Raw genomic sequence first — 25,841 nt, forward strand, 5'->3', positions numbered from 1 at the left:
TCGCGATCCCCCGACCGCGCTCGCCCCCTCAGCCCCGGAACGCGTCCAGGCCGGTCAGCGCCTTGCCGAGGATGAGCTGGTGCATCTCGGTGGTGCCCTCGTAGGTCAGCACCGACTCCAGGTTCGCCATGTGCCGCATCACCGGGTACTCGAACGAGATGCCGTTGGCGCCCAGGATCGTGCGCGCGGTGCGGCAGATCGCCAGCGCCTCCCGGACGTTGTTCAGCTTGCCGAAGCTGACCTGCTCCGGTCGCAGCCGCCCGGCGTCCATGCGGCGGCCCAGGTGCAGCGCGAGCAGCAGCCCCTTGTGCAGCTCGACCGCCATGTCGGCGAGCTTGGCCTGGGTGAGCTGGAAGCCGCCGATCGGGCGGCCGAACTGCTCGCGGGTGCGGGCGTATTCGAGCGCGGTCTCCAGGCAGGTGCGGGCGGCGCCCAGCGCGCCCCACATGATGCCGTACCGGGCGTGGCCCAGGCAGCCCAGCGGCGCCCGCAGTCCGCGCGCCTCCGGCAGGACCGCGTCGGCGGGCAGCCGGACCCCGTCCAGCACCAGCTCGCTGGTGAGCGAGGCGCGCAACGAGCCCTTGTGCCGGAGGGTGGCGGCGGTGAAGCCCGGCGCGTCCGTCGGCACCACGAAGCCGCGCACGCCCTCGTCGGTGCGGGCCCAGACGACGGCGACGCCTGCCGCCGACCCGTTGGTAATCCACATCTTGCGCCCGGTCAGCACCCAGTCGGAGCCGTCCCGTTCGGCCCGGGTGCGCATGCCCGCCGGGTCCGAGCCGTGGTCCGGCTCGGTCAGCGCGAAACAGCCGATCGTCTCGCCCGCGGCCATCGGCGGCAGCCACCGCTCCCGCTGCTCGGCGGAGCCGAACCGGTGGATGGCGTACATCGCGAGCGAGCCCTGCACGGAGACCAGGGAACGGATGCCGGAGTCGGCGGCCTCCAGCTCCAGGCAGACCAGCCCGTACTGCACGGCGGACGCCCCGGCGCAGCCGTACCCCTGAAGCGTCATCCCGAGCGCGCCGAGCGCGCCCAGCTCTCTGGTCAGGCCCCGGATGTCGGGCAGTTCGCCCCGCTCATACCAGTCCGCGATGTGCGGCAGCACACGGTCGGCCGCCCACTTGCGGACCGTGCCGCGCACCGCGAGGTCGTCGTCGCCGAGCAGCTCGTCGAGGCCCAGCGGGTCGGCCGGGTCGAAGGCGGGGAGGTCGGAGGGGGCGGGATCAAGGGCCATGCGCCGACGTTACGGGCGGGTAACGCCGCTCGGCAAGAGCTCCCGCTCGTCCGCCTTCCGGCCCCGCCCGTCGCACAGTTCGCGCGGCAGCCGCAGCGCGGCGAGGGCGCCGAGCACCAGCATCAGCGCGCTGGCCAGCAGCGTCATGTGCATCCCGTGGACGAACGCGTCCCGCGCCGTCCGCCGCAAGTGCTCGCCCGCCTCGCCCCCGAGCCGGGCCGCCACCGTGTACGCCTCGCCCAGCGAATGCCCGGCCGCCTCGCTGTCGGCCGCGGGCACGCCGTTCAGGCCGCGCACGGCCGGGCCGTACATCGCGTTCATCACGCTGCCCAGCAGCGCGATGCCGATGCCCGCGCCGAACTGGTACGCCGTCTCGCCGATCGCCGCCGCTCCCCCGGCCTGCCCCGCCGGGACATCGCTGAGCATGGACTCGTAGGAGCCGAACAGCGTGGTCTCCAGCCCGAAGCCGAGCAGCACGAAGCCCAGGGTCATGACCAGCGGCTTGTCCTGCTCGCCCAGGCAGGTCAGCGTGAGCACGGCGACCGCGGTCAGCCCGAAGCCGAACGCGACCATGGTGCGCGGGCCCAGCCAGTGCAGCATGCGCGACCCCGCCAGCCCGGCGGCGATCGCGGCCAGGCTCAGCGGCAACAGTCGCAGCCCGGTCTCCAACGGCGAGAGCCCGAGCACCAGTTGCAGATACTGGGCGGCCACCAGCGCCAGGCCGACCAGCGCCAGCACCGTGAGCACGATGCAGCCCACGGAGGTACCGAAGGCGGGCCGGGAGAACGCCGACAGGTCGATCAGCGGATCGCCGCGCCGCCGCTGCCGGCGGACGAACGTGACGAGCAGCGCGGCCCCGAGCCCGGCGGCCAGCGCGGTGCCCGGGGTGAACAGGTCGCCGCCGCCGGCCCGTTTCACCGCGAGGATCACGGCGAACAGCCCCGCCGCGGCCAGCAGCGCGCCCGCCACGTCCCAGGGGCCCGACCGGTCGCCGGTGGACTCGGGCAGCAGCAGGGCGCCCACGGGCAGGCAGAGCGCCATCAGCGGGATGTTGACCAGGAAGACCGAGCCCCACCAGAAGTGCTCCAGCAGCACGCCGCCCACCAGCGGGCCTATCGCGGCACCCACCGCCGCGACCGCGCTCCAGACGCCGATGGCCAGCGCCCGCTCGCGCCGGTCGGGGAAGACCTGCCGCAGGATCGACAGCGTGGCCGGCATGATCATGGCGCCGCCGACGCCGAGCAGCGCCCGGGCCAGGATCAGCACCCCGGCGGTGGGGGCGTACGCGGCGAGCGCCGAGGCCAGCCCGAAGCAGCCGTAGCCCAGCAGCAGCACGCGGCGCCGTCCGACGCGGTCGCCCAGCGTGCCGAAGAGAATGAGGAGTGCCGCGCACACCAGCGGGTAGACGTCGACGATCCACAACAGCTCGACGCCGCTGGGCCGCAGCTCCTCGGAGACGGCGGGCACGGCCACGTGCAGCACGGTGGCGTCGACGGCGACCAGGAGCAGACTGGCGCACAGGACGACGAGGACCATCCAGCGGCGACGGTCGTCTGCGGGGGCTCCGGGCGGGGTCATCCCGGACATCTACGCACCTCCTGCTCTCGCGCCGGTCCCTCGCCACCACGGGGGAGTCCCGGTGGTGGCGCGCACACCGGGCACGGTGGGAGGCAGATGGTCAGACAGACTACGACAGCCCCTCCGGGCCGCCGCACCTGTCCCCCGGGGCCGGCGCCGGCCGCCGTCCGGGGGACACCGTTCACCTAGGCATTTCCGGCGGCAACGCGATCAAGGTGCCCGCCGGCGACCCCCGGAGCGACACATTCCGCGCCGGCGAATTTCTTAAAGCAGGGAAATAGGAGGGCATAAAATATCTGCCCTACATCACATCGCCATTACGAAGGCGGGCCATGGCAGGAAGCCCGCTATCACGGGCTGTAATCTTGCGAGTGTGCGTACCGACCGATTCCTGGCCCGCCTCGAACAGGAGCCACAGCCGCCGAACGTGCCGGCTCCCGTTATGAGCCGTACCCGCATGATGCTCATGTGGGTCACCCTGGGCTTCTACGCGGTCATCGTGGCGGCGGTGCTCAGCACGTCGTGGCTGGTCCGGCTGGACTGGCAGGTGATGCTCTTCCGGCCCTATAAGCAGTGGCCCGGCCTGCACGCGTTTCTCGACTATTTCGTGGTCCTGGGCCAGCGCGGCCCCACCGCGGTGCTGATCGCCGCCTGGCTCGGCTGGCGCTGCTGGCGGCAGCGGACGCTCCGCCCGCTGCTGGTGATGGCCAGCGCCCTGCTCCTGCTGAACGTGAGCGTCGGCGCCGCGAAGCTCGGGATGGGCCGCGAGGGGCCACACTACGCCAACGCCATCGGCTCGAACGAGATGTTCCTGACCGGCGATATATTTCCCTCCGGCCACACCGCCAACGCGGTGGTGACCTGGGGAATCCTGGCCTATCTGGCCACCACCCCCACCGCGCGACGGACCCTGTCGGTCATCGCCGCCGTCTTCGCCCTGGGCGTGGGCGCCACCACCGTCTACCTCGGCACGCACTGGGTCAGCGACGTGCTGCTGGGCTGGGCCGCCGGGCTGCTGGTGCTGCTCGCCCTGCCGTGGTGCGAGCCGCTGATCGCCCGGGTCGAGCGGAGGGTGCTGACCATCCGGGACCGGCTGCGCGGCGCGCCCGCCCGGCCGGACTCCCGGCCCGCCCCACTGGAGGCGGCCCCGCAGCCGATGCCGGCCGCGGCCCGGCAGGGCGAGGAGACCAGGCCGCACAGTGAGCCCGCCGTGGCCGGTGCCCGGCCGGGCACCGCGCCGCGCTCGGTGGCGCCGGTGCGGCTGCGGCAGCCGGGGCGGAGTGCCCACCCGGGCCGCCCGGAGCGGCCGGTCCGGCCGGTCAGCAGTCACTGAGCGGGCGCCCGGCGGCGCCCGCGCCGGGCCTCAGCCCTGCCAGCAGCGGACAACCTCGCCGTCCCGCACCGAGAAGTTGAGGCGGCCGGCCATGTACTCCATGGTGATCACCGCGTCCGGCGGCAGGCGGCGGACGCGGGGCCAGCCTCGGTCACGGGCCCGCCGTTCCGCGGTGTCGGCGTCCAGGCCGACATACGCGTCGGGGCTGTCGTCGGGGGTCTGCGGCTGACGGGGCAGGGGGGCCATGCGGCCACCGTACGGCCTCCGCGGACCACCCGGAAGTCCCGCCCGGATCAGGGGACTGTCACGCTTTTGTCACAGACCGCGGGCCCGCGACCCGTTCGGCGTAACGCGCGCACTCCGTAATTGACGGCCGACAGAAATTTCCGGCGGCCGCGCCGCAGGCCATTTATCGACGCCATTTTCGGGTGGGATTCGAATAATTTCCGGCCACCCACGATTCACCTTTGAAGTGAACACGGTGAACTTCCGGTTTATAGCGGCTCACCGGCGCCCGGCCGTCGCTCAGCCGTGCGACCTTCGGCGGCACGGGCGGAGCCATGGGCGATTCCGGGGCGCCCGGGCGTGACCCCGCGCGCCTCACGCCGTTGTGCACGGGGCACCCCGCCGCGGAGGGCGGGGGAGATCCCGAACCGAGGAGCGACCGTGTCCCCCTTGCTCGACGTCAGCGACGACGTACGCGCCGAGATCGGCGACGAAGAAGCCGACCGTCTGCTCGCCGGGGAGAACGCCCCGGGCAGCTACGACTGCACCTCGTGCCGCACGCCCGGGAACCCGGAGCAGGAGCGCACGAGCACCGTTCTCTTCGTGGGCGGGGAGACCGCGGTGCTCGCCTTCGCCCACGCCTCCTGCATCCCCTCCCAGGTCGTCTCCGTCTCCGAGGAGCAGTTGCAGGGCGCCGTGCGGTCCATCACCGGCGAGACCGCCGCTCCCGCCGCCCCCGCGGCCATCGCCGCGCCGGGCGGGGGCGCCGACCCGGGACAGGCCGTGCTGGGCGTGACCTGCGGCCAGATCCTGATCGACGACGAGCTGCACCCGGCCATCGTGGTGGAGCCGACCGGCCCCGTCGTCCGGCCCGGCTCCACCGGCCCCGGCGACGACTTCCTGCCGCTGCTGATCGAGGCCGGCTTCCTGCCGGTGACCAGCGTCTCCCGGGCGCCCGCGCGGCTGCCCGGCTGGTCGGTGCTGGTCGCCATGGGGCAGTTGCACGCGGTGCTCCAGGGCGACCCGGCCGGCGGCCAGCCGAGCGCCTGGTGGCAGGCGCACCAGCCGCTGCCGCTGACGGACGGCTGGCGGGCCAGCGCCAACCAGCGGCACACCGTGTTCGTCTACGCGGCGCCGGCCGGCGCGATCGGGCAGCAGCCGCGCGAGGACCTGCTGCGCGACGCGCTGGAGAAGGCCGCCGCCGGCGGCCTCCTGGTGTCCGCGGCGATGCCGCTCACCGGCACCTGAGGGTGACGGCGCCTGCGACGATCAGGTAGACCGTCGCGCCGGGCCGCATCCGCCCGCACCGCTTGCTCGTTGGACGGGCGTGCAATCCTATGAACCCTCCCGGTCGCAGCAGACCCACCGCGTCATTCCCGGGATGCGCTCGTCCTACGAGCGGCCCGCCGCCTCCGCCACCCCCATCTACGACGCGCTGTGCGCGGAGTACCGCAGGCAGTTCCGGACGCTCCCCGGAGACCGCTCCGGGGAGGAGGACCTGCGTTTCGTGGGCTTCTCCACCAGCTACGGCGTGGGCGCGGGGAGCTGGCGGTGGCGGGACTCACCGTACTCGGGGTGGAGCGGCGTGGGGTCCACCTCGGCGTCCCGGCTCACCCCGGCGGCGCTGCCCGCGGGCCACCGGGACACCGATCCCCGCTGACCGTCCGGGGCCGCGACGGCCCCGGACAGCCCTGCTCACTTCTTCCGGCCGCGCTTCTCCCGCACCCGCACCGACACCTGGATCGGGGTGCCCTCGAAGCCGAACTCCTCGCGCAGCCGCCGCTCGATGAAGCGCCGGTAGCCCGCCTCCAGGAAGCCGGAGGCGAAGAGGACGAACCGCGGCGGGCAGGTGCCTGCCTGGGTGCCGAAGAGGATCCTCGGCTGCTTGCCGCCCCGGACCGGGTGCGGGTGGGAGGCCACGAGCTGGCCGAGGAAGCCGTTGAGCTTGCCGGTGGGCACCCGGCTCTCCCAGCTCGCCAGCGCGGTCTCGATCGCCGGGACCAGCTTCTCCATGTGCCGCCCGGTGCGCGCGGAGATGTTGACGCGCGGCGCCCACTGGACCTGGACGAGCTCCTGCTCGATCTCCCGTTCCAGGTAGAAGCGGCGCTCGTCGTCCATGACGTCCCACTTGTTGTAGGCGATCACCAGCGCCCGGCCCGCGTCCACGGCCATGGTGATGATCCGGGTGTCCTGAACGCTGATGGGCTCGCTGATGTCGATCAGCACCACCGCGGCCTCGGCCTTCTCCAGGGCCGCCGCGGTCCGCAGCGAGGCGTAGTAGTCGGCGCCGTCCTGGAGGTGCACGCGGCGCCTGATGCCCGCCGTGTCGACGAAACGCCACGTCTTCCCGCCGAGGTCGATCAGCTCGTCCACCGGGTCCCGGGTCGTGCCCGCCTTCTCGTCGACGACTACCCGCTCCTCGCCCGCCACCTTGTTCAGCAGGGACGACTTGCCGACATTCGGCCGGCCGATGAGGGCGATGCGGCGCGGGCCGCCGACCGTGGCGCCGAACGTCTCCCGCGGCGCGTCCGGCAGCACCTCCAGCACCGCGTCCAGCATGTCGCCGGTGCCGCGGCCGTGCAGGGCGGAGACGGGGTGCGGCTCGCCCAGGCCGAGCGACCACAGGTAGGCGGCCTCGGCCTCCATGGAGGGGCCGTCGACCTTGTTGGCGCACAGCACCACGGGCTTGCCGGCGCGGCGCAGCAGCTTGACCACGGCGTCGTCGGTGTCGGTGGCGCCCACGGTCGCGTCGACGACCAGCACGACGGCGTCGGCGGCCTCGATGGCGAACTCGGCCTGGGCGGCGACGGACGCCTGGATGCCCAGCACGTCCTGCTCCCAGCCGCCGGTGTCGACGACCTTGAAGCGGCGCCCGGCCCACTCGGCCTCGTACGTCACGCGGTCCCGGGTGACGCCGGGCCGGTCCTCGACGACGGCCTCGCGGCGGCCAAGGATGCGGTTCACCAGGGTCGACTTGCCGACATTCGGCCGGCCGACGACCGCGAGGACGGGCAGCGGGCCGGACGCGGCGGCGGCCAGTTCGCTGTCGACCTCCTCGGCGTCGAAGCCCTCCTCCGCGGCGAGCTCCATGAACTCCGCGTACTCGGCGTCGCCGAGCGCGCCGTGCGCGTCGGCGGTGCCCGGGTGGTTCTGGTCGGTCATGGAGTCCTGTACCTCGTCGTCGTGGGTGGCTGCGCGGGGTGCCCGCGCATCAAGTGTCGCTCGCGCGGCGCGTGTGGCGCCTGGCGTCCTTCAGATGGGCCGTGAGCCGCTGCCGCAGGCGGTCGGTCGCGGCGTCCAGCGCCGCCCCGGTGCGCCGCCCGCCGCCGACGGTGAACGGGTCGCCGAAGACGACGTCGATCCGGCCGCGCAGCGGGGGCAGCGCGGCTATGACGCGGCCGGGCCGCTCGCCGCTGCCGAGCACCGCGACGGGCACGACCGGCGCGCCGGAGCGCAGCGCGAAGTAGGCCAGCCCGGCGCGGAGCGCCGCGAAGTCGCCGGTGGTGCGCGTTCCCTCGGGGAAGATGCCGAGCACGCCGCCGGCGGCGAGCACGGCGAGCGCCGAGCCGATGGCGGCGCGGTCGGCGCCGGCGCGGTCCACGCGTATCTGCCCCATCCCCCGCAGGAACGTGCCCAGCGGCCCGGTGAACGCCTCCTTCTTGATCAGGAAGTGCACCGGGCGCGGCGCGGTGCCCATGAGCACCGGGCCGTCCACGTTGTGCGTGTGGTTGACCGCGAGGATGACGGGGCCGGTGGCCGGGACCCGCCACGCGCCCAGCACCCGGGGCCGCCACACGGTGTGGATGACACCGCAGGCCAGCCGGCGGCCGGCGACCGCGCCGCGGGCGCCGGGCCGGGTCACCGACCTCGCCGCTTCCACTCTTCGACGAGAGTGACCACGCACTCGATGACCTGCGGCAGGGTCAGCTCGGTGGTGTCGACCTCGACCGCGTCGTCGGCCTTGGCCAGCGGGGAGGTCTTCCGGCCGGAGTCGGCCGCGTCGCGCCGGGCCAGCGCCTCCTTGGTGGTGGCGAGGTCGGCCGCCTCCTTGCCCTTGAGCTCGGCACTGCGGCGGGCGGCCCTGGCCTCCGGGGAGGCGGTCAGGAAGATCTTCACGTCGGCGTCGGGCAGCACGGTGGTGCCGATGTCCCGGCCCTCGACCACGATGCCGCCGGGCGCCTCGGCGGCGAGGGAACGCTGGAGCTCGGTGATCCGGGAGCGCACCTCGGGAACGGCGCTGACCGCGCTCACCGCGGCGGTGACCTCACGGCCGCGGATGGGCGCGGAGACGTCGGTGCCGTCGACGGTGATGGTGGGGTTCTGCGGATCGGTGCCGGAGACGATCGACGGCTTGGCCGAGGCGGCGGCCACGGCCGCGGGGTCGTCGACGTCGATGCCGTTCGTCAGCATCCACCAGGTCATGGCCCGGTACTGGGCGCCGGTGTCGAGATAGCCCAGGCCCAACCGCACGGCCACCGCCTTGGAGGTGCTGGACTTGCCCGTGCCGGAGGGGCCGTCGATGGCGACGACGACGGGAGATTCAGCCACGGCGGTGCGCACCTTTCTCAGACATTCGAACGCGTCGAAGCGCGGGAGGAGGGGAGAGCCGGCGCCCACGGGGCGGGGACCTCGAGGAAGAAGCGTACCGGCACCGGGAGCGGCGCCCTACTGGCGGATGGACCAGCCCCGTTCGCGCAGGGAGGCGATGAGCCCCGGCGCCGCGCTCGGGTCGACCATGAGCTGCACCAGGCCGGCCTGCTGGCCGGTGGCGTGCTCGATGCGGACGTCCTCGATGTTGACCCCGGCCCGGCCGGCGTCGGCGAAGATGCGGGCCAGCTCGCCGGGGCGGTCGGTGATGGGAACGGCCACCGTCTCGTACGCGGCGGGCGCGGCGCCGTGTTTGCCCGGCACCCGCTCGCGGCCGGCGTTGCCGCGCCGCAGCACCGCCTCGATGCCCGCCGCGCCCTGGCCGCGCTTGGCCTCGTCGGCGGACTCCAGGGCCCGCAGGGAACGCACGGTCTCGTCGAGGTCGGCGGCGATCTCGGACAGTATGTCGGCGACCGGGCCCGGGTTGGCCGAGAGGATGTCGATCCACATCCGGGGGTCGGAGGCGGCGATGCGGGTGACGTCCCGGATGCCCTGCCCGCACAGCCGCACCGCGGCCTCGTCGGCGGTGCCCAGCCGGGCGGCGAGCAGGCTGGACAGCAGTTGCGGCGTGTGCGAGACGAGGGCGACGGCCCGGTCGTGGGCCGGTGCCTCCATCACCACGGGCACGGCGCGGCACAGCGCGACCAGCTCCAGCACCAGGTTGAGCACCTCGGTGTCGGTCTCCGGGGTGGGCGTGAGCACCCAGGGCCGGCCGTCGAACAGGTCGGCGGTGGCGGCCAGCGGCCCGGACCGCTCCCGGCCCGCCATGGGGTGCGAGCCGAGGTAGGAGGTCAGATCGGCGCCGAGCGCGGAGAGCTCCCGGCGCGGCCCGCTCTTCACGCTGCCGACGTCCACGTAGCCGCGGGCGGCGCCGCGCCGCTGGAGGGCGTGCACGGTCTCGGCGATATGGGCCGGGGGAACGGCGACGACGGCCAGGTCCACCGCGCCGTCGGGGGCGTCCTCGGTGCCCGCGCCCAGGGCCGCGGCGGTGCGCGGCTGGTCGGGGTCCTGGTCCGTTAGGTGCACCCGAACGCCCCGGCCGGAGAGCGCGAGGGCGATGGAGGTCCCGATCAGGCCGGTGCCGATGACGAGGGCGGTGCGCATTGTCCCAGCGTAATGCCGTCCCGGGAGGCGGCCGACCGCGAGCCGGCCGCCGCCTCCACCGCCCGTTACAGGCCGACCTCCTGCATCAGCCGGCCCACCTCGGTGTTGGTCATCCGGCGCAGCCAGCCGGACTTCTGGTCGCCGAGCACGATGGGCCCGAACCGGGTGCGGACCAGCTTGTCGACCGGGAACCCGGCCTCGGCGAGCATGCGGCGCACGATGTGCTTGCGGCCCTCGTGCAGCGAGACCTCGACCAGGTAGTTCTTCCCGGTGTTCTGCACGACGCGGAAGTGGTCGGCGCGGGCGTAGCCGTCCTCGAGCTGCACGCCCTCCTTGAGCCGCTTGCCGAGGTCGCGCGGGATGGGGCCCTGGATCGCGGCGAGGTAGGTCTTGGTGACGCCGTACTTGGGGTGGGTGAGCCGGTGGGCCAGCTCGCCGTGGTTGGTGAGGAGGATCAGGCCCTCGGTCTCGGTGTCCAGGCGGCCGACGTGGAAGAGCCGCGTCTCGCGGTTCTGCACGTAGTCGCCCAGGCACTGGCGGCCCTCCGGGTCCTCCATGGAGGAGACGACGCCGGCCGGCTTGTTCAGGGCGAAGAACAGGTGCGACTGGGCCGCGATCGTCAGCCCGTCCACCTTGATCTCGTCCTTCTCCGGGTCCACCCGGCGCCCCTGGGAGGTGACGATCTGCCCGTTGACCTCGACCCGGGCCTGGTCGATCAGCTCCTCGCAGGCGCGGCGCGAGCCGAGGCCGGCGCGCGCGAGCACCTTCTGGAGCCGCTCGCCCTCCTCCTCGCCGAACGTCTTGGGCAGCTTGAGGGCCGGCTTGTCGTGCCGCTGACGGTTGCGCTCCTCGATCTGCGCCTCGTACTCGCGGGAACGGGCCGGCGCGGCCCGCTTCTTGCGCGGGGCCGGGCCGCCGCTCTGCCCGTACCTGCGGTCCTCGGGGCGGGGACGGCCGGCGCGCTGCTGCCTGTCGTCACGGCTGTTGCCCGCGCCCCGGTAGTTCCGGTTGCTGTTCCTGCCGCTGCTTCGCATCAAAGTTCCGTTGGGGAGTCGCCGGTGTCGGCTACGTCTGGATCGTCCACGTCGAACGACGGCACCCCCTCCTGGCTCTCGCCCTCGACCTGCTCGGCCTCCGGTAGGAAGGGCGCGAGCTCCGGGAGCTCGTCCAGGCCGCGCAGGCCCATCCGCTCCAGGAAGTAGTGCGTCGTCACATACAGGATCGCACCTGTTTCGGGTTCGGTGCCCGCCTCGGCCACCAGCCCCCGCTGGAGCAGGGTCCGCATGACCCCGTCACAGTTCACGCCGCGGATCGCGGAGACGCGGGAACGGCTGACCGGCTGGCGGTAGGCGACCACCGCCAGCGTCTCCAGCGCGGCCTGGGTGAGCCGTGCGTGCTGGCCGTCCAGCACGAAGCTCTCCACGGCGTCCGCGTACCGGGGCCGGGTGTAGTAGCGCCAGCCGCCGGCGATCAGCCGCAGCTCGAAGCCGCGGCGTTCCCGGGTGTACTCGTCGGCCAGCTCGCGCAGGGCCGCGGACACCGCCCGGCGGGGGTGACCGATGACCTTGGCGAGGTGCTCCTCCGTGGCGGGCTCGTCGACGACCATGAGGACCGCCTCCAGGGCGGGCTTCAACGGCATCGGCTCGTCCTGGTCCTCGCCCTGGTCCTCGTCCGGCCGCGGCTCGGGCTCCTGGCTCATGCGCGTACTTCTCTCCCGGACTCGGGCGGCCCGGCCTGCGCCGTTCCGCCGGGGTCCGCCGTGTTCCGTCCGGCCCGGCCGGCCTTCCCGGCCCGCTCGGGGTCCTCCTGATCGAACTCGTCGGTGACCAGCGGCCGGTTCGTGGCCGCGCCGCTCCAGCGGATGGTCAACGGCCCGAGCGCCTCGTCCTGGTCGAGGACCACGGCCCGTTCCCGGTAGAGCTCCAGCAGCGCCAGGAAGCGGGCGACGACGGTGAGGGTGTCGGGGGCGTCCCCGGTCAGCTCGGCGAAGGTGGCCTCGCCCAGCTCCTTGAGCCGGCCGATGACGATCTCCGCCTGCTCGCGGACGCTGACCAGCGGGGCGTGGATGTGGTCGACGTAGACCTGGGGCCTCGGCTTGGGCTGCATGGCCTTGACCGCGAGCTTGGCGAACCCCTCGGGCCCGACCCGGATCACCACGTCCGGCAGCAGCTCCGCGTGGTGCGGCTCCAGGCCGACGGTGCGGGGGTAACGCCGCGCCTCGGCGGCGAGGCGGTCGGCGAAGATGGCGGCGACGCGCTTGTACGCGCGGTACTGGAGGAGGCGGGCGAAGAGCAGGTCGCGGGCCTCCAGGAGGGCGAGGTCCGCCTCGTCCTCCACCTCGGCGGTGGGCAGCAGCCGGGCCGCCTTGAGGTCGAGCAGGGTGGCCGCGACGACGAGGAACTCGGTGGTCTGGTCGAGGTCCCAGTCGGGGCCCATGGCGCGGATATGGGCCATGAACTCGTCGGTGACGCGGGAGAGGGCGACCTCGGTGACGTCGAGCTTGTGCCGGGAGATGAGCTGGAGCAGCAGGTCGAAGGGGCCCTCGAAGTTCTCCAGAACGACCTTGAACCGCCCGTCGTCACCGGTTTCTTCGCCGGCCGTCTCGTCCGGCGCCGTCTCACCGTCGCCGGAGTCGTCGCGGGCCAGTTCTCCAACGTCCGGTGCCCCAACGTCCGCCTCCCCGACATCCGGTGCCCCGGCGCCCGCCTCCTCGCCGTCCGTTGTCCCGTCCGGCGTCTCCCCGGCGTTCACCGGCGCCGCCGGGGTCTCCTCCGGGGACTCCGGCTCGGGCGGGGGCCCGGTGGGTGACGGGGCCAGGGGCTCCGCCGTCTCGGCGGGCAGGGGTCCGGGCGTGCCCGGACCCGCGCCGAGTTGCCGCCGGCGGCGGGGGGTCGTGCTCATGGGGTGGTCAACGGCCGCGCAGGCGGCGGACGAGGATGCTCGCGTCGCCGCGCGACTCCAGGTCGGCCAGGACGACGGCGACGGCCTCCCGGACGATTCTGCCGCGGTCGACGGCCAGCCCGTGCTCGCCCCGCAGCACCAGCCGGGCGTGCTCCAGGTCCATCAGCTCCTCGGCGGAGACGTAGACCGTGATCTTCTCGTCGTGGCGCTCTCTCCCGCTGGGACGGCGGGCGGAACGGCCCCGGCGCTGGGCGCCGGCGGCGGTGTTGTTGTTGTTCGCGCGACCGCCCTTGGCCGCGCCGGTCTGCGCCGGCCGCGCGGCCTGGTCGCGCTTCGGCTGGCCGGGCACGGCGGCCTCGCGGCCCCCGCCCGGCGTCCGGCCGGTCCTGGCCTCCTCGGGGGAACCCGCCGCCCGCCGGCCGCCCTCGGTCTCCTCCCCCGGAGCGGCCGACTGGTCGCCGCCGGGAGCGGGCACCCGCGTTGCCGCGGGGCCCTCGGCGGTGCCGGTCGCGCTCTCCGGAGGCGTCGAGGGCTGCACGGCGGCCCCGCCGGTACTACGGAACAGTTCGTCGGCCGCCGGGAGACTCACTCGGCGTGGCACCGGGCGAGCACCTCCCTGGCAAGCTGGCGATAGGCCGCTGCCCCCACGGAGTTGGAGGCATAGGTGGTGATCGGCTCGCCCGCGACCGTGGTCTCGGGAAAACGGACGGTTCGCCCGATGACCGTGTGGTAGACGTTGTCGTCGAACGCCTCGACGACCCGTGCGAGGACCTCCCTGCTGTGCACCGTGCGGGAGTCGTACATCGTCGCGAGGATGCCGTCCAGCCGCAGTTCCGGGTTGAGCCGCTCCTGCACCTTCTCGATCGTCTCGGTGAGCAGCGCCACACCGCGCAGCGCGAAGAACTCGCACTCCAGCGGAACGATCACCTTGTGCGCCGCGGTGAGCGCGTTCACCGTGAGCAGGCCCAGCGACGGCTGACAGTCGATGATGACGAAGTCGTAGTCGCTGACGAGAGGTTGCAGCGCGCGCTGAAGGGTGGACTCGCGCGCCACCTCGCTGACGAGCTGCACCTCGGCCGCCGAGAGGTCGATGTTGCTCGGCAGCAGGTCCATGCCGGCGACGGCCGTCTTCAGCAGCACCTCGTCCGGGGCCATCCCCCGCTCCATGAGCAGGTTGTAGATGGTGAGGTCGAGCTCCATCGGATTGACCCCGAGGCCGACCGACAGCGCGCCCTGCGGGTCGAAGTCGACCAGCAGCACGCGGCGTCCGTACTCGGCGAGCGCGGCGCCCAGGTTGATGGCCGACGTCGTCTTGCCGACCCCGCCCTTCTGGTTGCACATCGCGATGATCTTGGCCGGGCCGCGTTCGGTGAGCGGGCCGGGGATCGGGAAGTACGGCAGCGGACGGCCGGTCGGGCCGATGCGCTCCCGGCGCTGCCGGGCCGCGTCGGGCGCGATGGTCGCCGCGTACTCGGGATCGGGCTCGTACTCCGCGTCGGGGTCGTAGAACTGCCCGTCGGGGAGCTCTTCGTAGTCGGGAAAACGGTCGGCGTCGCCGCCCGTTCGGTTACCTGCCATGGCGTTCGCGTCATGGCTGTCCGTGCTCTGATGCGCTGTCATGCTCGGTTGGCTCTGGTGGGTTGCGTAGGTGTGGACAGCGACGGCGCCCAAGCCCGTCAGATCCGAGGCGCCCTGACGCCGCTCCGGGACCCCTGGTTGTCCTCCCCGGGGAGTAATTGTCGACTCATTCACAAGTCGTCTTACCTCCTTGGGGACCAGGAAACTTCTAGACAGAGTCAGCGTTGCACCATGCCGACGTTTGGCGACTCTATGGCGTGTCGGTGGTTCACAGCAACACAATCTGCCGGACCGGCACGGATGTGTCGGCCGTCGAACATTCACTTGTCAAGGCCACAAGACGCGTCACTGGGACGATTCGGCAGCGCGCGAAACGGTTAAAGCACTGCGTTCACGACGAGTTGACCACCGGAGGAGGGGCGACGGACGGCGTGTCCGCCGTTCCCGGTTCGCCTCGCGCGTGGCGTGGTGTGACATTCCCGATGTTGACGCCGGGAGTTGACCGCCTTCCGGCGGTCAGCCGAGCACGGTGCGCAACTCGGTGTGCGGCAGCTCGTGTGCCTCCGCGACGGGTCCGTAGACGACGTGCCCGTCATGGATGTTGAGCCCGAGGGCGAGCGCCGGGTCGCGGCGAAGCGCCTGCCGCCAGCCGTGGTTGGCGAGCTCCACGATATACGGCAGCGTGGCGTTGGTCAGCGCGTGGGTCGACGTACTGGGCACCGCGCCCGGCATGTTGGCCACGCAGTAGAACACCGATTCGTGCACCCTGAACGTCGGTTCGGCGTGGGTCGTGGGCCGCGAGTCGGCGAAGCAGCCGCCCTGGTCGATCGCGATGTCGACAAGGACACTGCCGGGCTTCATGCGGGCGACGGTGTCGCCGGTGACCAGCCGGGGCGCGCGGGCGCCGGGGACGAGCACGGCGCCGATGACCAGATCGGCGCCGAGGACGGCCCGTTCGAGCTCGTAGGCGTTGGAGGCAAGGGTCCGCACGCGGGTGCCGAAGGCCCGCTCCGCGTCGCGCAGCTTGCGGATGTCCTTGTCCAGCACGGTGACCTGGAAGCCCATGCCCACCGCGATCTGGGTGGCGTTCCAGCCGGAGACCCCGGCGCCGATGACGACCGCGGTGGCGGCCGGGGTGCCGGGCACGCCGCCGGGCAGCACGCCGCGCCCGCCGGCCGGCCGCATCAGATGGTAGGCGCCGACCTGGGGCGCGATCCGGCCGGCAACCTCGGACATCGGGGCCAGCAGCGGCAGCGCGCGGTCCGGCGTCTCGACGGTCTCGTAGGCGATGGCGGTGGTGCCCGAGCGCAGCAGCGCGTCGGCGCACTCCCGGGAGGCGGCCAGATGGAGATAGGTGAACAGGACCTGGTCCTTGCGCAGCCGGTGGAACTCCTCGGCCACCGGCTCCTTCACCTTCAGCAGCAACTCGGCCCGGGCCCAGACCTCGTCGGCGCCGTCGAGCACGGTGGCGCCGGCGGCGGTGTAGTCCTCGTCCGGGATGGCGGAGCCGAGGCCGGCGCCCCGCTCCACGAAGACCTGGTGTCCGCCGGTGACGAGCTCGTGCACTCCGGCCGGGGTGATGGCCACGCGGAACTCGTTGTTCTTGACTTCGCGGGGGATGCCGACCTTCACGTGAATCACGCGTCCTTGCGCTACGGAGGAGCGTTACAGAGGGTTACCACACCCATTCTAACGAAGGGATCAGCGTTGTCCAGCCTTGCTTTCAGTCGCTCTGGCGGGGCTCTGGCTGTGTTTCATTAATGTTTCCCTCTGGAGTGACAGAGGATTCCGGCGAGGCGGGACGGGCGTGGGCCAGCAGGTGCTCGGCCGCCGCCCGGTGCGCGGCGGCGGCCGTGCCGCGGCCCAGCCGGTCGGCGCAGTCCGCGAGGCGCAGCCGCAGCGCGGCCTGGAGCCGCCGGTCCCCGGTCCGCTCCGCCAGCCGCAGCGCCTCCTCGCCGGTGCGCAGGGAGTCCTCCGCCCGGCCCGCGTACTCCTGGACCCGCGCGATCTCCGCCACCGCGCGGGCGTGCGCGCGCCCGTCGCCGACCCTGCGGTGCGTCGCGGCGGCGGCCCGCCAGGCGCGCAGCGCCTCGCCCCACTGGGCGGTGCAGGCGAGGGCGGCGCCGACGCGGCCGTGCAGCCGGGCCTGCGCGGCCAGGTCGCCGCGGGAAAGGGCCAGCGCGACGGCCCGGCCGTACCAGTCGGCGGCCCGCTGCCAGTCGCCGAGCTCGCCATAGGTGCCGGCGATGGACTCCAGGGTGCGGCCGACGGCCAGCGGGTCGGCCTGGTCCCCCTCGCGGCGGGCCGTCTCCAGGGCCTCCCGGTAACGCTCCAGCGCGGCGTTCAGCCGGCCGGCGCGGGCGTCGAGGTCCCCGAGGTTGAGCAGCGCGGCGGCCCGCTCCCGGGCCAGCCCCCGGCGTTCGGCGACGCCCAGGACCAGCTCGTGGAGCCGGTACAGCTCCGGCGCGGCGGCGTCCGCGCCGCGGTGCGCGATCAGGGCCCGGCTGAGCGCGGCCACCAGGCGCCGGGCGAGCGTGTCGAGCTGGCCGTCGGCGACGGCGACGCGGGCGGCGGCCATCAGCGACTGTTCGCGGGAGGCGAGCCAGCCGGCGGCGGCGGGCCGGCTGTCGAAACGGAGCGAGCCGGGCAGCCCGGCGAGCCATTGCCGGGCGGGGCTGCCGTGCGGCTCGGTGACGGCCTGACAGGCGCGCAGCAGCCGGACGGTGCGCTCCAGTATGCGGGCGCGGGCCAGCAGCGCCTCGGCGGGCCGCTCGTGGCGGCGCAGCAGCGCGAGCAGCAGCGGTTCGAGGCAGCCGGGCACCAGGTACTGGGGGCCGCCGGGGGCCACGCGGCCGGGTACGGGCCGCAGCATGCCGGCCTCGGCCAGACCGGCCAGCCGGGCGCGGGCCGCCGGCATCGGGCAGCCGGCCAGCGCGGCGGCGGCGTGGGCGTCGACGATCCCGGAGGGGGCCAGGACGAGCAGCCGCAGCATGCGGGCGACGGGGGCGGGCAGCGTGGAGTGGGCCAGCCGGAACGCGCGCCGCAGCGGCTCGTCGGCGGCGTCGGGCGGCGGGTCCTGGCCGGGGTGGGGGGCGTCGCCGGGCGCGTCCTTGTCCCCGGGCTCGTCGTCGTCCGGGGGCGTCCGCATGCGGCGCACGGCGTCGGCGACGGTGGCCTCGGGGTGGGCGGCCAGCCAGCCGCTGGCGAGGAGCAGCGCCGCGGGCAGGTGGCCGCAGGATTCGGCCAGGCTCTCCCCCGCGCCGGGGTCGACGGTGATCCGGACGTCGCCGGCGCCGCGTTCGAGCAGCCGGATGGCGGCGACCCGGTCCAGCGCGCCGAGCGTGCAGGGGCGCACGTCGGGCACCTTGGTGAGCGGTCCCCGGGCGATGGCGAGCACCAGGCAGTGCCGGCCGTCGGGGATCAGCTCGGCGAGCTGGTCGGCGGTGGCCACGTCGTCGAGGAGCAGCACGGCGCGGCGGTCACACAGCGCCTCCCGCAGGGTGTCGGACAGCTCGTCGTCGCCGGCCCCGGGCGGGGCGGCGGCGCCGAGCTCGCCCAGCAGGGCGCGCGCGGCGCGGCCCACCGGCACCGGCTCGCCACCGGGGTCGGTGAGCCGGGCGCGCAGCAGGCCGTCCGGGTAGTCGCCGCCGGCCAGCAGCTCGGCGGCGAACTCCTCGGCCAGCGCGGTCCTGCCGGTGCCGGGGCGGCCGGCGATCAGCAGGACCCGGCCGCGGTCGGCGGGGCGGCCGGCCAGGGTGTCCAGGCCGGCCCGCTGGATGTCGGAGCGCAACGCCGCCAGCTCGTCGCGGCGGCCGAGGAAGACGGGCGAGCCGGACCCGTCGGTGACTGTCTGTTCGGTCACATCCGTCACGGGCCGAGCGTAAGCCACCGGCCCGGGACGGGCCGGTCAGACACGTCAGGCCGGGAAGGGCCTGGCCGGCCAGGGCGCGTTGGCCGGACGCAGCGCCGCCAGGCCGTCGCCCGCGCGGGCGGCCTGGAGGGCGAGCACGCCGACGGCCAGGCAGGTGTTGTGCAGCCGCCCGGCCAGCACGCCGCGCACCAGGTCGGCCACGGGAACCCGGGCGTGCCGCATGTCGGCCTCCTCGGCGAAGACGGCGAACCGTTCGCCCTCCGCCTCGGACAGCTCGCGGGCCAGGAAGACGCGCACCGCCTCGTCGCTGCCGCCGGGGCTGGTGTAGACGTCGGCCAGCACCCGCCAGTCCTCGGCCTTGACGTGCGCCTCCTCGTACAGCTCGCGCTGCGCGGCGTGCAGCGGGTTCTCGCCGGGCACGTCGAGGAGCCCGGCGGGGATCTCCCACAGCTTGTGCCGCACGGGGTGGCGGTACTGCTCGATGACGACGACCCGGTCTTGCTCGTCGAGGGCCAGCACGGCCACCGAGCCGGGGTGGACCTGGTAGTCACGGCGGGCGGTGCCGCCGTCCGGCATCACGACGTCGTCGGCGCGGACGCCGGTCTTCTTGCCGGTGTAGGGGGTGGACGTGGCGGTGACGGACCAGTTTTCCGGGGTGTCGGCGAGGAAGTCGCGCGGCTGCTCGGTCATGGCCGTCAGTCTGCCCCGCCGCCCGTGCCCGCCGGCTCACCGGCCCGCCCGCGCACCGCCGCCCGGATCAGCCCGGCGAACAGCGGGTGCGGCCGGGTGGGCCGGGAGCGCAGTTCGGGGTGGGCCTGGGTGGCGACCAGGTACGGGTGGACCTCGCGCGGGTACTCCACGTACTCCACCAGCTTGCCGTCCGGGGAGGTGCCGGAGAACAGCAGCCCGGCCTTCTTCTCCAGCTCGGCGCGGTAGGCGTTGTTCACCTCGTAACGGTGCCGGTGGCGCTCCTCGACGTACGGCTCGCCGCCGTACACCTCGCGCACGATGGATCCCTCGACGAGTTTGGCCGGATACAGCCCCAGCCGCATCGTGCCGCCCATGTCCCCCTCGCCCGCGACGATGTCGAGCTGCTCCTCCATGGTGGAGATCACCGGGTGCGGAACGGCCTGGTCGAACTCGGTGGAGTTGGCGCCCTCGATGCCGGCCAGGTTCCGCGCGGCCTCGATGACGATGCACTGGAGGCCCAGACACAGCCCCAGCAGCGGGATGCGCCGCTCCCGGGCGTAGGTGATGGCCGCGATCTTGCCCTCCACGCCCCGGTCGCCGAAGCCGCCGGGGATGCAGATCGCGTCGCAGCCGGCCAACTGCTCGGCGGCGCCGCCCGGCGCGCGGCAGTCGTCGGAGGTGACCCACTTGATCCTCACCCGCGCGTTGTTGGCGAATCCGCCGGCGCGCAGCGCCTCGGTCACCGACAGGTAGGCGTCGGGGAGGTCGATGTACTTGCCGACGAGCGCGACGGTGACCTCGTGCTCGGGGTGGTGAACGCGGCGCAGCAGGTCGTTCCACTCGTTCCAGCCGACGTCCCGGAACGGCAGGTCCAGGCGGCGCACCACATAGGCGTCCAGGCCCTCGTCGTGCAGGACCTTGGGGATGTCGTAGATCGACTTGGCGTCGATGGCCGCCACCACGGCGGCCTCCTCGACGTCGCACATCAGCGAGATCTTCCGCTTGATCGCGGTGGGCACCTCCCGGTCGGCGCGCAGCACGATGGCGTCGGGCTGGATGCCGATGTTACGCAGGGCGGCGACCGAGTGCTGGGTGGGCTTGGTCTTCAGCTCGCCGGAGGGGCCGATGTAGGGCAGCAGCGAGATGTGCACCACGAACACGTTGTCCCGGCCGACCTCGTGCCGCACCTGCCGGACGGCCTCCAGGAACGGCAGCGACTCGATGTCGCCGACGGTGCCGCCGACCTCGGTGATGACCACGTCCACCTCGTCGGTGGCCATCCGGCGGATGCGGTGCTTGATCTCGTTGGTGATGTGCGGGATGACCTGAACGGTGTCGCCCAGGTACTCGCCGCGCCGCTCCTTGGCGATCACGGTCGAGTAGATCTGGCCGGTGGTGACGTTGGCACTGCCGTCGAGGTCGACGTCCAGGAACCGCTCGTAGTGGCCGATGTCCAGGTCCGTCTCGGCGCCGTCATTGGTGACGAACACCTCGCCGTGCTGGAACGGGTTCATCGTGCCGGGGTCGACGTTCAGATAGGGGTCGAGCTTCTGCATGGTGACGCGCAGGCCGCGCGCCTTGAGCAGCGCTCCGAGACTGGAGGCGGTGAGCCCCTTGCCGAGCGAGGAGGCGACCCCGCCGGTGACGAAGATGTGCTTGGTCGTCGTGGTACTGGGCGGCATGGCCAACTGGGCGCTCCCGTGGTCGCGAGGTCGGATTCACAACGCCCCACGCGGGGGTACCTCCGGGGGAACGTCGCTGGGGCTCGGAAGATGCACAGCCTCCGGTCCACGGGCTACCAGCCTAACAGCGGAGGGAACCTAAGGTGACGCCGAAGTGTTTCCAACCCAAGTCATCGACATTTCACAACCAAAGTGAACAAGCTCACCCCGCTGCGCCGACCCAACTCCACGGATGTCGCGCCACAGCGGCGGGCGTCGTCGTAAGCTGCTCGGACGCTCGAATGGGCGATGAAAATCGCACGTCCCCCGTGGGGCGGTGCACAGTTCAACTGGAGTGGCAAAGTGGCCGGGCGCATCGAGGATTACGCACTCGTCGGGGACATGCAGACCGCCGCCCTCATCTGCCGGAACGGTTCGGTGGACTGGCTGTGTCTGCCGCGCTTCGACTCCCATGCCGTGTTCGCCGGACTGCTCGGCACCGATGAACACGGCTTCTGGCGGATCGGCCCGGCGCACGGCAAGGACGCGCCGCCGCCGCCCGCCAGCCGCAGACGTTACCGGGGCGACTCGCTCATCCTCGAGTCGGAGTGGGACACGCCGCGCGGGACCGTTCGGGTGACGGACTTCATGCCGCCGCGCGGGACCGACGCCCCCCAGCTCGTGCGCATCGTCGAGGGCGTCAGCGGCCGGGTGCCGATGCGCTCGGCGCTGCGGATGCGCTTCTCTTACGGCTGGGTCGTGCCGTGGGTGCACAAGGTCGACGACCGCACCGTGGCCGTGGCCGGGCCCGACTCGGTGTGGCTGGACACCTCCGTGGACACCTACGGCAAGAACCTGACCACATACTCCGATTTCACCGTCGCGCCGGGCGACCGGGTGGCGTTCACCATCAGTTGGCAGCCCTCCCACAAGGAGCCGCCGCCGGTGCCGCAGCCCGAGGCCGAGCTGGCGGCGACCGAGGACTTCTGGCGGGAGTGGGTCGCGCAGTGCACCTACCACGGCCCCTACCGGGAGGCCGTGGTCCGTTCGCTGATCACGCTCAAGGCGCTGACCTACGCGCCCACCGGCGGCATCGTCGCCGCGCCCACCACCTCGCTGCCCGAGGAGATCGGCGGCTCCCGCAACTGGGACTACCGCTTCACCTGGCTGCGCGACGCCGCCATAACGCTCTCCTCGCTGCTGCGCACCGGCTACCACGAGGAGGCGCGCGCCTGGCGCGAGTGGCTGCTGCGCGCGGTCGCGGGCGACCCGCAGAACCTCCAGATCATGTACGGCATCGCCGGCGAGCGGGAGCTGGCCGAGGCGGAGCTGAGCTGGCTGCCCGGCTATGAGAACTCCCAGCCGGTCCGGGTGGGCAACGGCGCGGCGGGCCAGCTCCAGCTCGACGTCTACGGCGAGGTCACCGAGGCGCTGCACCTGGGCCATATGACGGGCCTGGCGCGCAACGACCACGCGAACCTGCTCCAGCTCAAGCTCATCCGGTACCTGGAGGACCACTGGGACGAGCCGGACGAGGGCATCTGGGAGGTGCGCGGACCGCGCCGCCACTTCACGCACTCCAAGGTCATGGCCTGGGTGGCCGTCGACCGCACGGTCAAGCTGATCGAGTCCGGCGAGGTGGACGGCCCGCTGGAGCGATGGCGCGACCTGCGCGACGAGATCCACCGCTCGGTGTGCGAGCACGGCTACGACAAGGACCGCAACACCTTCACCCAGTCCTACGGCTCCAAGGAGCTGGACGCCTCGCTGCTGCTCATCCCGCAGATGGGCTTCCTGCCGCCGGACGACAAGCGCGTCATCGGCACGATCGAGGCGATACAGCGGGAGCTCTCCACGCTCGACGGCTTCATCCTGCGCTACCCGACCGCGGGGGACCAGGCCGGCGTCGACGGGCTGGAGGGGGACGAGGGGGCGTTCCTGGCCTGCTCGTTCTGGCTGGCGGACGACCTGGCGATGATCGGCCGGGTCGAGGAGGCCCGCAAGCTCTTCGAGAAGCTGCTGGCCCTGCGCAACGACCTGGGCCTGCTGGCCGAGGAGTGGGACCCGCGCCGGATGCGCCAGGTGGGGAACTTCCCGCAGGCGTTCAGCCACGTGCCGCTGATCGACACGGCGCTGCGGCTGACGGCCTCGGGGGCGTACGGCGGCTGAGCGGCCGCGCGGACCGGTCCGCCTCGGCCGTCCGACGGGTGACGAACATGAGCGAAACGCACCTGGAGGTGGCCGACTACGACCCGGCGTGGCCGGCTCTTGCCGCGGCGGCGATCAGGGAGCTGCACGGCGCGCTGCCCGGGGCGTTCCCGGAGATCGAGCACATCGGTTCCACCGCGGTGCCCGGGCTGGCGGCCAAGCCGGTTATCGACCTGATGGCGGCGGCCGACGACCTCGCCGCGGTGGCGGCCCGTGCGGACGCGCTGGCGGATCTCGGCTACCGGCGGCATGCCAACGGCATGACCGACCGCCTGCTGTATGTCCGCCTGGCCGGCCGGCGCAGGACGCACATCCTGCACGTGGTGGCCGCGGAGAGCTGGCCCACCCGGAACCAGCGCATCCTGCGCGACCACCTGCGGCGGCACCCCCGGGACGCGGCCCGCTACGCGGAGCTGAAGAGGGCTCTTGTCGCCGCCGGCACCACCCCCGGTGACTACGCGCGCGCCAAGACGGCCCTGATCCAGGAGCTCACCGACCGCGCCCGCGCCCGGCTCGGCCTGCCGTCGGTGCCCGTCTGGGAGAAGTAACGCGCCCCGGCGCCACGTTCCCCGGCGGAACCCGCGGCCGCCGGGCCGGACCACGCCCGGCCCGGCGGTCGCCTCGTCACAGCGGTGTGAGGGTCAGCGTCATGGCCCGCGGCGCGCCGTCCTCGATGTAGGAGGCGAAGCCTCCGACGTCGTCGAACGCGAAGCCGTAGGCCCGGCCGTCCTCGGCCGCCTCGTGCAGGACCCGGGCGTAGTGGTGCGCGGGCTCCGTCCGGTAGAACGTGGCGGGGTCGGTGGCGGGCTGACGCGGATGGCTGAGCGCGGTGCCCCGGTTCAGGGCGGCGGCCAGGACCGCCGCGACCGGGCCGGTGACGCCGTCGTTGGGCGCGTGCAGCGCGCCGTCGCAGAACAGCACGTCGCGGGTCGTCGGGCGGGCGAAGGAGACCTCGGCGGGGCCGGTGAACACCAGGCGGTCGCCGGTCACGCGGCCGGTGAACTCCCCGGCGCCCGTCGTGACCGTCAGGCCGCCGCCCGCGTAGGCGCTCCACACGCGGTCGACATACGGGTCCAGGTAGTCGGCCGGGAACAGCCCGGCGTCCAGGCCGTGGCCGGGGGCCAGCACCCGCAGGTCGTCCACCACCAGCGGGCCGAACGCCGCGTGCCCGGCCAGTTCGGCGAACACCCGCGCCCGGGCGCCCTCCCGCAGGGTGCCGGTCGTCTGGTCGCGGGCGCCGGTGAGGCGGATCGCCAGCGGCACGCCGAACATGTCGACCATCGTGGTGTTGCAGTACATGCCCGTCGGCAGATGGGTGAACTCGGCGCAGTCGTGCAGCACTTGGTGGTTGGGATCGGAGGCGACCCAGCCCGCGGGGTAGGCGAGGGCCGGATTGCCGTTGCCGTCCGGCACCGCCTTGAACTTCAGCTTTCCGCCGAGCGCCACATAGATCCGGCCGGAGAGGTAGGGCAGCGGGATCGTGGTGTCGCCGGCCGCGGCCAGCGGGATGGCGTAGTCGGTGTAGCCGTCGGGGCCGTTGTCGGCGAGCGCCACGGGCAGCAGTTGGCCGTCCGGGGTGACGCGGACCTGGCGCCCGCCGTCGTTGCCGACGACATAGAGCCAGATCGACTCGTTGCCGAAACGCCCGGTGCGGTTGACCACGGTCAGCGGCAGCCCGGCCGCCGCCCGCGCGGTGGCCGGCCGGAGGAGGGGCGCCGCGCCGACGAGGCCGGCCGCCCCGGCGGCGCCGCGCAGCAGGGTCCTGCGGGTGACCACGCCGCTCACCCCCCGCTGCCGGAGACGGAGACGGACACGTGGTCGACGAGCAGCGAGCCGCCGGAGGCGGTGGCGGCGGTCGGGGTGGCGTGGCCGGCCACGCCGTTGGGGAACGCGCCGCCCATCGCCAGGTTGAGCAGGATGAAGTGGCCGTGGCCGGTGGCGTCGGACCAAGTCCGGGCGTCCATGTCGGCGGAGCTGACGGAGTGGAACTCCCGGCCGTCCAGATACCAGCGCAGATACTCGGTCCCGCCGGTGCGGTCCAGCTCCAGCGCGTACTCGTGGAAGCCGGAGCCACAGGTGTCGCAGGGGGTGCTCGTGCCGCGGCCGTTGGTCTCGTCGCACGGGCCGCCGGGGTTGACGCCGCAGTGCAGCACGCCCCAGACCTGCCCGAGCCCGTTGACGTTCTCCATGATGTCGAACTCGCCGATGCCGGGCCAGTTCCAGTAGTTGCCGCGGTAGTCGGCGCCCAGCGTCCAGAACGCCGGCCAGTAGCCCAGGCCCGCCTCCCCGGTGATGCCGGGCAGTTGGAGGGACGCCTCGATCCGCAGCAGGCCGCCCTCGGGGGCGGCGAAGTCCGCGCGCCGGGTCTCGATGCGGGCGGAGGTCCAGGTGTCGCCGTTCCTCAGCGCGGTGATCTTGAGGTGGCCGGCGCCGTCGAGCTGGAGGTTGGCCGGGTCGGCGGTGTAGGTCTGCACTTCGCCGGTGCCCCAGTTGGGCGGGCCGCCCGGGTAGCCGGTGCCGGTGTCGATGATCCAGTCGTCGCCGGACGGCTGGGATCCGGCGGGCCCGTCGAAGTCCACGCGCCAGACCTCGGCCAGCGGCGCTGGGTCGGCGGCGGCAGTTGGCTCCTCGGCGGCTGCGGCGGTGAGCGACAGCGTGACCAGGGCCGTCAGGGCGGCGGCGCCGGCCGCGAGGGCGGCGGGCCACCTTCGTTTCACGCTCATGACATTACGCTCCAGCGGTGTGGGGGTGTGTGGGGGAATCCATGCGGGGCATGGATGAGAGCGCTCTCATGCCGTGCCAGTGCACACTGCC

The 25,841-nt window shown here is 73.3% G+C and carries 23 protein-coding genes; 5 read left to right on the forward strand and 18 right to left on the reverse strand.

What is annotated here, in order from left to right; translation table 11 throughout:
• Positions 1-28: 28 nt before the first annotated feature.
• Both RM590_RS23395 and RM590_RS23400 read right to left on the reverse strand, forming a co-directional pair.
• Positions 29-1,231, reverse strand: a complete 1,203-nt coding sequence (locus RM590_RS23395) for an acyl-CoA dehydrogenase family protein (protein ID WP_311706647.1) — start codon at positions 1,229-1,231, stop codon at positions 29-31.
• Between the two features lie 9 nt (positions 1,232-1,240).
• Entirely contained in the window at positions 1,241-2,818 is a 1,578-nt protein-coding gene (locus RM590_RS23400; RefSeq protein WP_311706648.1) for an MFS transporter, read from the reverse strand.
• A gap of 364 nt (positions 2,819-3,182) precedes the next feature.
• Between RM590_RS23400 and RM590_RS23405 the strand changes: the two genes are divergently transcribed.
• Positions 3,183-4,142: a phosphatase PAP2 family protein gene (locus RM590_RS23405; protein WP_311706649.1), complete on the forward strand. Its 960-nt coding sequence runs from the start codon at positions 3,183-3,185 to the stop codon at positions 4,140-4,142.
• A gap of 30 nt (positions 4,143-4,172) precedes the next feature.
• Here RM590_RS23405 and RM590_RS23410 read toward each other — a convergent pair whose 3' ends face one another.
• A complete protein-coding gene (locus tag RM590_RS23410) occupies positions 4,173-4,388 on the reverse strand; it encodes a proteinase inhibitor I78 (protein WP_311706650.1) in 216 nt (71 codons plus the stop codon).
• 420 nt (positions 4,389-4,808) lie between these two features.
• Here RM590_RS23410 and RM590_RS23415 point away from each other — a divergent pair, with 420 nt between their 5' ends.
• Both RM590_RS23415 and RM590_RS23420 read left to right on the forward strand, forming a co-directional pair.
• Positions 4,809-5,615 carry a hypothetical protein gene (locus RM590_RS23415; protein WP_311706651.1) on the forward strand — a complete coding sequence of 269 codons (807 nt, stop codon included), beginning with the start codon at positions 4,809-4,811 and terminating at the stop codon, positions 5,613-5,615.
• 79 nt (positions 5,616-5,694) lie between these two features.
• Positions 5,695-6,027 (forward strand): hypothetical protein, encoded by a 333-nt coding sequence (locus tag RM590_RS23420; RefSeq protein WP_311706652.1) that lies wholly within the window; start codon positions 5,695-5,697, stop codon positions 6,025-6,027.
• A gap of 35 nt (positions 6,028-6,062) precedes the next feature.
• On the opposite strand, the gene der is transcribed toward RM590_RS23420, so the two are convergent.
• The 13 genes from der to RM590_RS23485 form a co-directional block, all read right to left on the reverse strand.
• A complete protein-coding gene (der, locus tag RM590_RS23425; protein ID WP_311706653.1) occupies positions 6,063-7,529 on the reverse strand; it encodes a ribosome biogenesis GTPase Der in 1,467 nt (488 codons plus the stop codon).
• Between the two features lie 49 nt (positions 7,530-7,578).
• On the reverse strand, positions 7,579-8,247 hold the full coding sequence (locus RM590_RS23430) for a lysophospholipid acyltransferase family protein (RefSeq protein WP_394813949.1): 669 nt from the start codon (positions 8,245-8,247) through the stop codon (positions 7,579-7,581).
• Positions 8,226-8,915: a (d)CMP kinase gene (gene cmk, locus RM590_RS23435; RefSeq protein ID WP_311706654.1), complete on the reverse strand. Its 690-nt coding sequence runs from the start codon at positions 8,913-8,915 to the stop codon at positions 8,226-8,228. The genes RM590_RS23430 and cmk overlap by 22 nt, the downstream gene beginning before the upstream one ends.
• A 117-nt stretch (positions 8,916-9,032) precedes the next feature.
• The gene (locus tag RM590_RS23440) at positions 9,033-10,118 is read right to left on the reverse strand and encodes a prephenate dehydrogenase (RefSeq protein WP_311706655.1); all 1,086 of its coding nucleotides are present in this window, start codon (positions 10,116-10,118) and stop codon (positions 9,033-9,035) included.
• Positions 10,119-10,183: 65 nt separating this feature from the next.
• Positions 10,184-11,152, reverse strand: a complete 969-nt coding sequence (locus RM590_RS23445) for a pseudouridine synthase (protein ID WP_311706656.1) — start codon at positions 11,150-11,152, stop codon at positions 10,184-10,186.
• A complete protein-coding gene (gene scpB / locus RM590_RS23450; RefSeq protein ID WP_394813955.1) occupies positions 11,152-11,757 on the reverse strand; it encodes an SMC-Scp complex subunit ScpB in 606 nt (201 codons plus the stop codon). Before scpB ends, RM590_RS23445 begins: the two co-directional genes overlap by 1 nt.
• 56 nt (positions 11,758-11,813) lie before the next feature.
• A complete protein-coding gene (locus RM590_RS23455) occupies positions 11,814-13,019 on the reverse strand; it encodes a segregation and condensation protein A (protein ID WP_311706658.1) in 1,206 nt (401 codons plus the stop codon).
• A gap of 7 nt (positions 13,020-13,026) precedes the next feature.
• Positions 13,027-13,620, reverse strand: coding sequence for a hypothetical protein (locus RM590_RS23460; protein WP_311706659.1), 594 nt, complete (start codon positions 13,618-13,620; stop codon positions 13,027-13,029).
• The gene (locus tag RM590_RS23465) at positions 13,605-14,639 is read right to left on the reverse strand and encodes a ParA family protein (protein WP_311706660.1); all 1,035 of its coding nucleotides are present in this window, start codon (positions 14,637-14,639) and stop codon (positions 13,605-13,607) included. The genes RM590_RS23460 and RM590_RS23465 overlap by 16 nt, the downstream gene beginning before the upstream one ends.
• Positions 14,640-15,113: 474 nt before the next feature.
• The gene (ald, locus tag RM590_RS23470; RefSeq protein WP_311706694.1) at positions 15,114-16,229 is read right to left on the reverse strand and encodes an alanine dehydrogenase; all 1,116 of its coding nucleotides are present in this window, start codon (positions 16,227-16,229) and stop codon (positions 15,114-15,116) included.
• 91 nt (positions 16,230-16,320) lie between these two features.
• Positions 16,321-18,459, reverse strand: coding sequence for a tetratricopeptide repeat protein (locus RM590_RS23475; protein WP_311706695.1), 2,139 nt, complete (start codon positions 18,457-18,459; stop codon positions 16,321-16,323).
• 54 nt (positions 18,460-18,513) lie between these two features.
• Positions 18,514-19,158: an NUDIX hydrolase gene (locus RM590_RS23480; RefSeq protein WP_311706661.1), complete on the reverse strand. Its 645-nt coding sequence runs from the start codon at positions 19,156-19,158 to the stop codon at positions 18,514-18,516.
• Positions 19,159-19,163: 5 nt separating this feature from the next.
• On the reverse strand, positions 19,164-20,840 hold the full coding sequence (locus tag RM590_RS23485; protein ID WP_311706662.1) for a CTP synthase: 1,677 nt from the start codon (positions 20,838-20,840) through the stop codon (positions 19,164-19,166).
• 288 nt (positions 20,841-21,128) lie between these two features.
• Between RM590_RS23485 and RM590_RS23490 the strand changes: the two genes are divergently transcribed.
• Both RM590_RS23490 and RM590_RS23495 read left to right on the forward strand, forming a co-directional pair.
• Positions 21,129-22,988 (forward strand): glycoside hydrolase family 15 protein, encoded by a 1,860-nt coding sequence (locus RM590_RS23490; protein ID WP_311706663.1) that lies wholly within the window; start codon positions 21,129-21,131, stop codon positions 22,986-22,988.
• Between the two features lie 47 nt (positions 22,989-23,035).
• Complete coding sequence (locus tag RM590_RS23495; RefSeq protein ID WP_311706664.1) at positions 23,036-23,575, forward strand: GrpB family protein; 540 nt, start codon at positions 23,036-23,038, stop codon at positions 23,573-23,575.
• A gap of 76 nt (positions 23,576-23,651) precedes the next feature.
• Here RM590_RS23495 and RM590_RS23500 read toward each other — a convergent pair whose 3' ends face one another.
• Entirely contained in the window at positions 23,652-24,803 is a 1,152-nt protein-coding gene (locus RM590_RS23500; protein WP_311706665.1) for a beta-1,3-glucanase family protein, read from the reverse strand.
• 5 nt (positions 24,804-24,808) lie between these two features.
• On the reverse strand, positions 24,809-25,750 hold the full coding sequence (locus RM590_RS23505) for a glycoside hydrolase family 16 protein (RefSeq protein WP_311706666.1): 942 nt from the start codon (positions 25,748-25,750) through the stop codon (positions 24,809-24,811).
• Positions 25,751-25,841: the final 91 nt, after the last annotated feature.

Origin of the sequence: Streptomyces litchfieldiae (assembly GCF_031845365.1) — a bacterium.
Lineage (GTDB): Bacteria > Actinomycetota > Actinomycetes > Streptomycetales > Streptomycetaceae > Streptomyces > Streptomyces litchfieldiae.

Coding starts and splice junctions, on each gene's coding strand:
- RM590_RS23395 (WP_311706647.1), bottom strand. CDS start 1,231: ATGGCCCTTGATCCCGCCCCCTCCGACCTCCCCGCCTTCGACCCGGCC.
- RM590_RS23505 (WP_311706666.1), bottom strand. CDS start 25,750: ATGAGCGTGAAACGAAGGTGGCCCGCCGCCCTCGCGGCCGGCGCCGCC.
- RM590_RS23410 (WP_311706650.1), bottom strand. CDS start 4,388: ATGGCCCCCCTGCCCCGTCAGCCGCAGACCCCCGACGACAGCCCCGAC.
- RM590_RS23400 (WP_311706648.1), bottom strand. CDS start 2,818: ATGTCCGGGATGACCCCGCCCGGAGCCCCCGCAGACGACCGTCGCCGC.
- RM590_RS23480 (WP_311706661.1), bottom strand. CDS start 19,158: ATGACCGAGCAGCCGCGCGACTTCCTCGCCGACACCCCGGAAAACTGG.
- RM590_RS23495 (WP_311706664.1), top strand. CDS start 23,036: ATGAGCGAAACGCACCTGGAGGTGGCCGACTACGACCCGGCGTGGCCG.
- RM590_RS23485 (WP_311706662.1), bottom strand. CDS start 20,840: ATGCCGCCCAGTACCACGACGACCAAGCACATCTTCGTCACCGGCGGG.
- RM590_RS23440 (WP_311706655.1), bottom strand. CDS start 10,118: ATGCGCACCGCCCTCGTCATCGGCACCGGCCTGATCGGGACCTCCATC.
- scpB (WP_394813955.1), bottom strand. CDS start 11,757: ATGCCGTTGAAGCCCGCCCTGGAGGCGGTCCTCATGGTCGTCGACGAG.
- RM590_RS23455 (WP_311706658.1), bottom strand. CDS start 13,019: ATGAGCACGACCCCCCGCCGCCGGCGGCAACTCGGCGCGGGTCCGGGC.
- RM590_RS23465 (WP_311706660.1), bottom strand. CDS start 14,639: ATGACAGCGCATCAGAGCACGGACAGCCATGACGCGAACGCCATGGCA.
- RM590_RS23445 (WP_311706656.1), bottom strand. CDS start 11,152: ATGCGAAGCAGCGGCAGGAACAGCAACCGGAACTACCGGGGCGCGGGC.
- RM590_RS23490 (WP_311706663.1), top strand. CDS start 21,129: ATGAAAATCGCACGTCCCCCGTGGGGCGGTGCACAGTTCAACTGGAGT.
- der (WP_311706653.1), bottom strand. CDS start 7,529: ATGACCGACCAGAACCACCCGGGCACCGCCGACGCGCACGGCGCGCTC.